Source organism: Suttonella ornithocola (assembly GCF_001889065.1).
Lineage (GTDB): Bacteria > Pseudomonadota > Gammaproteobacteria > Cardiobacteriales > Cardiobacteriaceae > Suttonella_A > Suttonella_A ornithocola.
In genome coordinates, this window is record NZ_LWHB01000308.1 from 1 (window position 1) to 774 (window position 774).

General features: G+C 39.8%; 1 pseudogene. It reads left to right on the forward strand.

Annotated elements, in window-relative coordinates:
- Positions 1-480 precede the first annotated feature (480 nt).
- Positions 481-774 (forward strand): annotated as a pseudogene (locus A5N85_RS13960) (IS3 family transposase); the annotation flags it as partial.

Sequence of the window (774 nt, forward strand, 5' to 3'; positions counted from 1 at the left end):
CAGAAGTGAAACGCAGCATCGCCGATGGTAGTGTGGGGCTTCCCCATGTGAGAGTAGGTCAACATCAGGTCTTTACACCAAGCCCCTAGATATGATACTAGGGGCTTTTTTATTTGTAAAACTCCCAACTTAATCTGACACTGATAAAAATAAGTTGAGACCTTCGTAAAAAAACATAAAATAGAGAAATTTCAAATTTTTAAATTTTTAAAATAAATTTAAAATTATATAGTCAAAGGCTAATAAAAGAGGCACAGAAATTAGATCGCTATTCCAGTAATAGTACATGTGCTTACTTTATTCATCTATCTTAATACTGTAACTATTCTAGTAGCCTTTCACTATATTCCCGCCAAATAGTCTTTGACTATATAACACTATCAAGCGCTACTTTACCAAAAACTGAACCACCCCGGAATGATCAGAGGCTCATCAATCTGAGAAAATAAGACTGTGAGTAGTAAAAGATACCCCCCGGAAATGAAAGAAAGAGCCGGTCGTCTACTGATCGAAGTTAAAGACAATTACCCATCAAGATGGGTGGCCATTGAGGCTATTACATCTAAAATCGGCTGTAATAGTGAGACATTGCGAGCTTGGGATAACAAACATGCAGCACTGGCAACCCCTGAAGGTGTACAAGCACAAGATACACTTGAGCGGATAAAAATCCTTGAGCGTGAAAACCGTGAACTGCAACGCAGCAATGAGATCTTGCGCAAAGCCGCTGCTTTTTTTCGCACAGGCGGAGCTCTACCACCCACACAAACGATG